The organism is Streptomyces alkaliphilus, assembly GCF_014141535.1.
GTDB classification, from domain to species: Bacteria; Actinomycetota; Actinomycetes; order Streptomycetales; family Streptomycetaceae; genus Streptomyces; species Streptomyces alkaliphilus.
This window is the reverse complement of record NZ_VKHT01000256.1, coordinates 1-5,791: the sequence shown is the minus strand read 5'-3', so window position 1 is coordinate 5,791 and position 5,791 is coordinate 1. Positions and strand designations below refer to the sequence as shown.

The following is a 5,791-nucleotide window of genomic DNA, read 5'->3' as shown; positions in this document are numbered from 1 at the left end:
GGGGCGCCGGGACGAGGGGGAGGCGCCGGACTCACATCCGGAACACGCCCCATCCGGGCTCCCCCAGTGGTGCGTTGGCGCAGGCGGTGAGGGCCAGCCCGAGGACGGTGCGGGTCTCCAGCGGGTCGATGATCCCGTCGTCCCACAGGCGGGCGGTGGCGTGGTAGGCGTTGCCCCTGGCCTCGTAGTCGGCCCGGATCGGCGCCTTGAACTCCTCCTCCTCGCGCCCGGACCACTCCCGGCCACGGGCCTCCAGTTGGTCGCGCTTGACGGTGGCCAGCACGGAGGCGGCCTGCTCACCGCCCATCACCGAGATCCGGGCGTTGGGCCACATCCACATGAAGCGGGGCGAGTAGGCCCGGCCGCACATGGAGTAGTTGCCCGCGCCGTAGGAACCGCCGATCACCACGGTGAGCTTGGGCACCCGGGTGCAGGCGACCGCGGTGACCATCTTGGCGCCGTGCTTGGCGATGCCGGCCGCCTCGTAGTCACGGCCGACCATGAAGCCGGAGATGTTCTGCAGGAAGAGCAGCGGGATCCCGCGCTGATCGCACAGTTCGACGAAGTGGGCGCCCTTGAGCGCGGACTCGCCGAAGAGGATGCCGTTGTTGGCCACCACGCCGACGGGGTGGCCGTGGATCCGGGCGAACCCGGTGACCAGGGTGGTGCCGTACTCGGCCTTGAACTCGTGGAACCGGGAGCCGTCCACCAGACGGGCGATGACCTCCCGCACGTCGTAGGGGGTGCGGGGGTCCACCGGTACGGCGCCGTAGAGTCCCTCCGGATCCACGGAGGGCTCCTCGGCGGGCTCCACCGACCAGGGCGGGGAGCCGCGTCGGGGAAGCCCGGCGACGGCCGACCGCAGGATGCGCAACGCGTGCGCGTCGTCCTCGGCGAGGTGGTCGGTGACGCCGGAGATCCGGGAGTGCACCTCACCCCCGCCCAGCTCCTCGGCGGTGACGACCTCCCCGGTGGCGGCCTTCACCAAGGGGGGGCCGCCCAGGAAGATGGTGCCCCGGCCGCGCACGATGACGGCCTCGTCGCTCATGGCCGGAACGTAGGCGCCCCCGGCGGTGCAGGAGCCCATGACGGCGGCCAGCTGGGGGATCCCGCGCTCGGACATCCGGGCCTGGTTGAAGAAGATGCGGCCGAAGTGGTCGCGGTCGGGGAAGACCTCGTCCTGCAGCGGCAGGAAGGCACCGCCGGAGTCCACCAGGTACAGGCAGGGCAGGCGGTTCTCCAGTGCCACCTCCTGGGCCCGCAGGTGCTTCTTGACCGTCATCGGGTAGTAGGTGCCGCCCTTGACGGTGGCGTCGTTGGCCACCACCACGCACTCGCGACCCGAGACGCGACCGATGCCGGCGATCACCCCGGCCGCCGGGGCGTCACCCCCGTACATGTCGTGGGCCGCCAGGGGGGCCAGCTCCAGGAAGGGGGAGCCGGGGTCGAGGAGGGTGTCCACCCGGTCGCGGGGCAGGAGCTTGCCGCGCGCGACGTGCCGGGCCCGGGCCGCCTCGCCGCCGCCGAGACGGGCCGCCGCCAGCTTCTCCCGCAACTCGGCGACCAGCTCCCGGTGGGCCTTCTCGTTCGCCCGGCGGGCGGCGGAGTCCGGCTCCGCGCCGACCGCGAGCACCGGTGCCCGGCTCATCCGACCAGCTCCCTCACGCCTCCACCCGTCGCTCGACCCACCGACGGGTTAATGACCGTTAACGCCGGGGCTCAGGTTAACGCCCATTAACGGCCGCTGTCTACAATGGGGGCATGCACGGCTCGCCCTCCGGCTCCACCGCAGCCGATACCTCCGCCGCCGACCCCGGGACCGGCTCCGTCGACGCCCTCCACGTCCGGGAGGCCGACACCGCCCGTCCCGGACGGCGCACCGGCGGCGGCAACCGGCGCGAACAGATCCTGCGCGAGGCGTCCCGACTCTTCGCCGACCACGGCTTCCACGGCGTCGGGGTGGACGAGATAGGGGCCGCCGTGGGCATCAGCGGCCCCGCCCTGTACCGGCACTTCGCCGGCAAGGACGCCATGCTCACCGAGTTGCTGGTGGGCATCAGCGTCCGGCTGCGCGACGGGGGCGAACGCCGGGTGGAGGAGGCCGCGGCGACGGGCCGGTCACCGGCGGAGGCACTGGACGCCCTGATCGCCGGCCACATCGACTTCGCGTTGGACGACCGGGCCCTGATCACCCTGCACGACCGGGAATTGGACCGTCTCCCCGAACGCGACCGCAAGGAGGTCCGCCGGCTGCAACGGCAGTACGTGGAACTGTGGGTGGAGGTGGTGGGCCGGGTCCACCCGGAACTGACCGAACGGTACGCCAGGGGCGCCGTGCACGCCGTCTTCGGCCTGTTGAACTCCACCCCCCACCTGTCCGCGCGTCCCGGCGCGCTGCCGGACCGCGCCGGGACGGCCGCCCTGCTGCACCGGATGGCGCGGGCCGCGCTGACCTCCGCCGCGGAGGAGAGGGACGCCCCCGACGGGGACGGCTCGTGAGGATCTCCCCCGAGGACCTCTCGCGGGCCTCTTGATGGCTCTCGAGGGCCTCTCGGGAGCGGGACCGGGCGGGATCGAACCCCGCCCGCCCCGTTCCACATGAGCGCCCCGGGTACCCGGGAGCCGCGTCGCGGCCGGGGTCGCGTCAGGCCGTCAGTTCACCCGCCAGCGCGTCGCGCAACCGCGCCGCCCGTCGGGCGACCTCCGCCGGCCCCAGCTCCACGGCCCGGGCGCTCCACTCGCGCCCCTCGCTCAATTCGCCGCGCCGGGAGGCCAACAGCGCCAGGTGCAGCGCCGCCCGGCCGTGACCGGCCTCGGCCGCCCGCTTCCACCACATCGCGGCCTCGGGCTCGGCGCCCTCGCGTGCGAGCAGCAGCCCCAGGTTGAAGGCACCGTTGCGGCTGCCGTCCTCGGCGGCCCGCCGATACCACTCGGCGGCCTCGACCAGGTCGCCGCGCTCGGCCGCCCGGGTGCCCAGCCGCACCCGGGCCCGACGGTGCCCGCGCTCGGCGGCGCGGCGGTACCACCGCTCCGCCTCGGAGGTCTCCGGGTCCGCGGGACCACCGACTCCCCGGACCGGTCCGCTGGGGCGCAGGACGATCCGGCCGTTGGTGCCCAGCCCGGGGTCGGTGTCCGGGTCGGTCTCGGTGCCCGGCCCCGGAGGCGGGTCGCCCTCCCCCGCGCGCTCCAGCCGCTCCAGACGGACCGCCAGGCGGAAGGCGCCCTCCACGCTGCCGCCCTCCGCGGAGCGGCGCAGCATCCGGTCGGCCTCCTCCCGCTCCCGGGGGGTGCGGGCTCCCCGCAGGCCGGTGAGTGCCACCTGCAGGGCCGCCTCGGCGTGCCCGGCTCCCGCGGCCCGCCGGTACCAGCGCAGGGACTCGGCCTCGTCACCCCGCTTGGCGTGCAGGATGCCCAGGTTGAAGGCCGCGTCCACACTGCCCGCCTCGGCCGCGCGGGAGAACCACGGCTCGGCACCGTCGGTGTCGCCGCGCTGGAGCAGCAGTACCGCGAGGGCGTTGGCCGCCTCCCGGTGCCCCGCGTAGGCGGCCCGGCGGTACCACTGCTCGGCCTGCACCATGCGACCCGAACCGGCGCACAGCAGCGCCAGGTTGAAGGCGCCGTTGATGTCACCGGCCTCCAGGGCCTCCCGGTACCAGCGCTGGGCCTCCTGGCGACGACCGTGCCGGGCGTTCAGCGCCCCCAGGGCGTTGGCGGCGGTGCCCTCGCCCTCCCGGGCGGCGCGCAGCCACCAGCTCTCGGCGGCCTCCTCCTCGCCCGCGTCGCTCAGCAGGAACCCCAGGGCGGCGGCGGCCCCGGACTCACCGGCCTCGGCGGCGTCCAGGTACCAGCGCATCGCCTCGGTGGTCTCGCCGCGCCGTTCGAGCAGCCCGCCCAGCCGGTGGGCGGCACGGCTGTGACCGCGGGCGGCCGCGAAGCGGTACCAGGTCTCGGGGTCGTCCGACAGCGGGGCGTAGCGGAAGGCGGCCTCGCGGTGGCCGCGTTCGGCGGCGATCCGGAACCAACGCGCCGCGCCGTCGGCGTCGTTGCCGTCCAACAGGTCCGCGAGGGCGTAGGCTCCCGAGTCATGACCCCACTCGGCGGACTGGCGCAGCCAGTACTCGGCCGCGGTGTCATCCCCCTGCTCGCGGTGGAGGCGCCCCAGGGCATGCGCGGCGGCGGCGGAGCCGGCGACCGCGGCGGTGCGCCACCAGCCGGCGGCCTCCTCGTTCCGGCCGGTGCGATGGAGGAGGACGCCGAGGTTGTTGGCCGCACTGCGATCACCCTCGGACGCGGCGACGCGCAACAGCGTCTCCGCACCTTCGAGATCCCCACGCCGAAGACGGGCCGCACCCTCGCGGGCCGCCTCGTCGGCGCCGGTCTCGAACCCCGCCCTGTCCCCCATAAGGACCATACTCGCACCACCTGAAACCTGCGTACACCGGGAATACCCGCGCCCGGCGAATTCACATAGAGGTTTATCGACTTCCCGACATGACAACACTCAAACGCTGTAACAGGCGGCAAATGGGCACCGATTGGGTCTCGAGGACGCCCCGGGGGCATCGTGCCCGCTCACGGCGGTGTCGTCGACCGGCCGGCGTCACCCCGACGACCGACCGTCCCGGCCGTGAAACATCCACCGCAGGGGTGACACGCGTCATGGACCGAGCCGGTCGCGAACCACCCGAAGGGGGAACCCGCCACCACCCCCGAACGGGGGAACGGGGCAACCGAGCCCGTCGTCCGGGCAGGGCATCCGAGGGGGTCGGCCGGGGAAAGGCACCGGGGACACGGACCGGGAGGTGAGGCACCGGCACGCGGGAAGCGTCGGGCCACGAGCGGAGGAGCGGGCGAACCCTCCGCGCAGGAGAGGGGGTCACGGGGCGCGGTCGAAGTCGGAGGGCCCGGGGCGGTGGAGGCGCGTACGGCCGACCCACACGCTCCCGCACCACGCGGAAAGGACCCGGCCTCCGTGCTTGACGCACGGACACCGGGCCCTGACCTTTGCGTAGCGGGGACAGTGTGCAGTCTCACGACATCCAGGACGCATGTCTCAGGACATTGAGGACATGATGTCTCAGGACATCCAGGACACCGACGCGAGCTGCTGATGTTCGGGCATGTCGAAAGCCCGGCTGGTCATCACCGCTGTCACCATCGAGCACCGCCCCGTCGCCCAGGTCGCCCGCGACTACGGTGTGGCCCGCTCCTGGATCCACACACTTCTGGCCCGCTACCGTCTCGAGGGCGAAGCCGCGTTCGAACCCCGCTCCCGAGCCCCGAAGACCAACCCGCGCGCGACCCCGCCCGCAGTCGTCGAGCAAGTCCTCGCCCTGCGCAAGCAGCTGACCGAGGCCGGCCTGGACGCCGGCGCCGAGACCATCGCCTGGCACCTCGAGCACCACCACGGCATCAAGCTCTCCAGGGCCACGATCCACCGCCTCCTGGCCCGCGCCGGCACCATCGCCCCCCAGCCCAAGAAGCGACCCAAGTCCTCCTACATACGCTTCGCCGCCGAACAGCCCAACGAATGCCGGCAGTCCGACTTCACGCACTACCGCCTCACCCGCCCCGACGGACGACCCGGCCCGGATACCGAGATCATCACCTGGCTCGACGACCACTCCCGCTACGCCGTGCACGTCTCAGCACACCGGGCCGTCACCTCCAAGATCGTCCTGGACACCTTCCGGCAAGCCGCCCAACTGCACGGATACCCCGCCTCCACACTGACCGACAACGGCCTCGTCTACACCGTCCGCCTGGCCGGCCCCAGCCGACGAGGCGGACG

General features: G+C 73.5%; 4 protein-coding genes. 2 read left to right on the top strand and 2 right to left on the bottom strand.

The window, feature by feature from the left end; genetic code table 11:
• Positions 1-31: 31 nt before the first annotated feature.
• Positions 32-1,648 (bottom strand): carboxyl transferase domain-containing protein, encoded by a 1,617-nt coding sequence (locus FNQ90_RS10565; protein WP_182606139.1) that lies wholly within the window; start codon positions 1,646-1,648, stop codon positions 32-34.
• A gap of 113 nt (positions 1,649-1,761) precedes the next feature.
• On the opposite strand from FNQ90_RS10565, the gene FNQ90_RS10560 reads away from it, so the two are divergent.
• Entirely contained in the window at positions 1,762-2,499 is a 738-nt protein-coding gene (locus tag FNQ90_RS10560; RefSeq protein ID WP_182606138.1) for an SACE_7040 family transcriptional regulator, read from the top strand.
• A gap of 145 nt (positions 2,500-2,644) precedes the next feature.
• On the opposite strand, the gene FNQ90_RS10555 is transcribed toward FNQ90_RS10560, so the two are convergent.
• Positions 2,645-4,402, bottom strand: coding sequence for a tetratricopeptide repeat protein (locus FNQ90_RS10555; RefSeq protein WP_182606137.1), 1,758 nt, complete (start codon positions 4,400-4,402; stop codon positions 2,645-2,647).
• Positions 4,403-5,120: 718 nt separating this feature from the next.
• Here FNQ90_RS10555 and FNQ90_RS10550 point away from each other — a divergent pair.
• Positions 5,121-5,791, top strand: a 671-nt coding sequence (locus FNQ90_RS10550) for a helix-turn-helix domain-containing protein (protein WP_182606136.1), incomplete at its 3' end; no start/stop codon positions are given.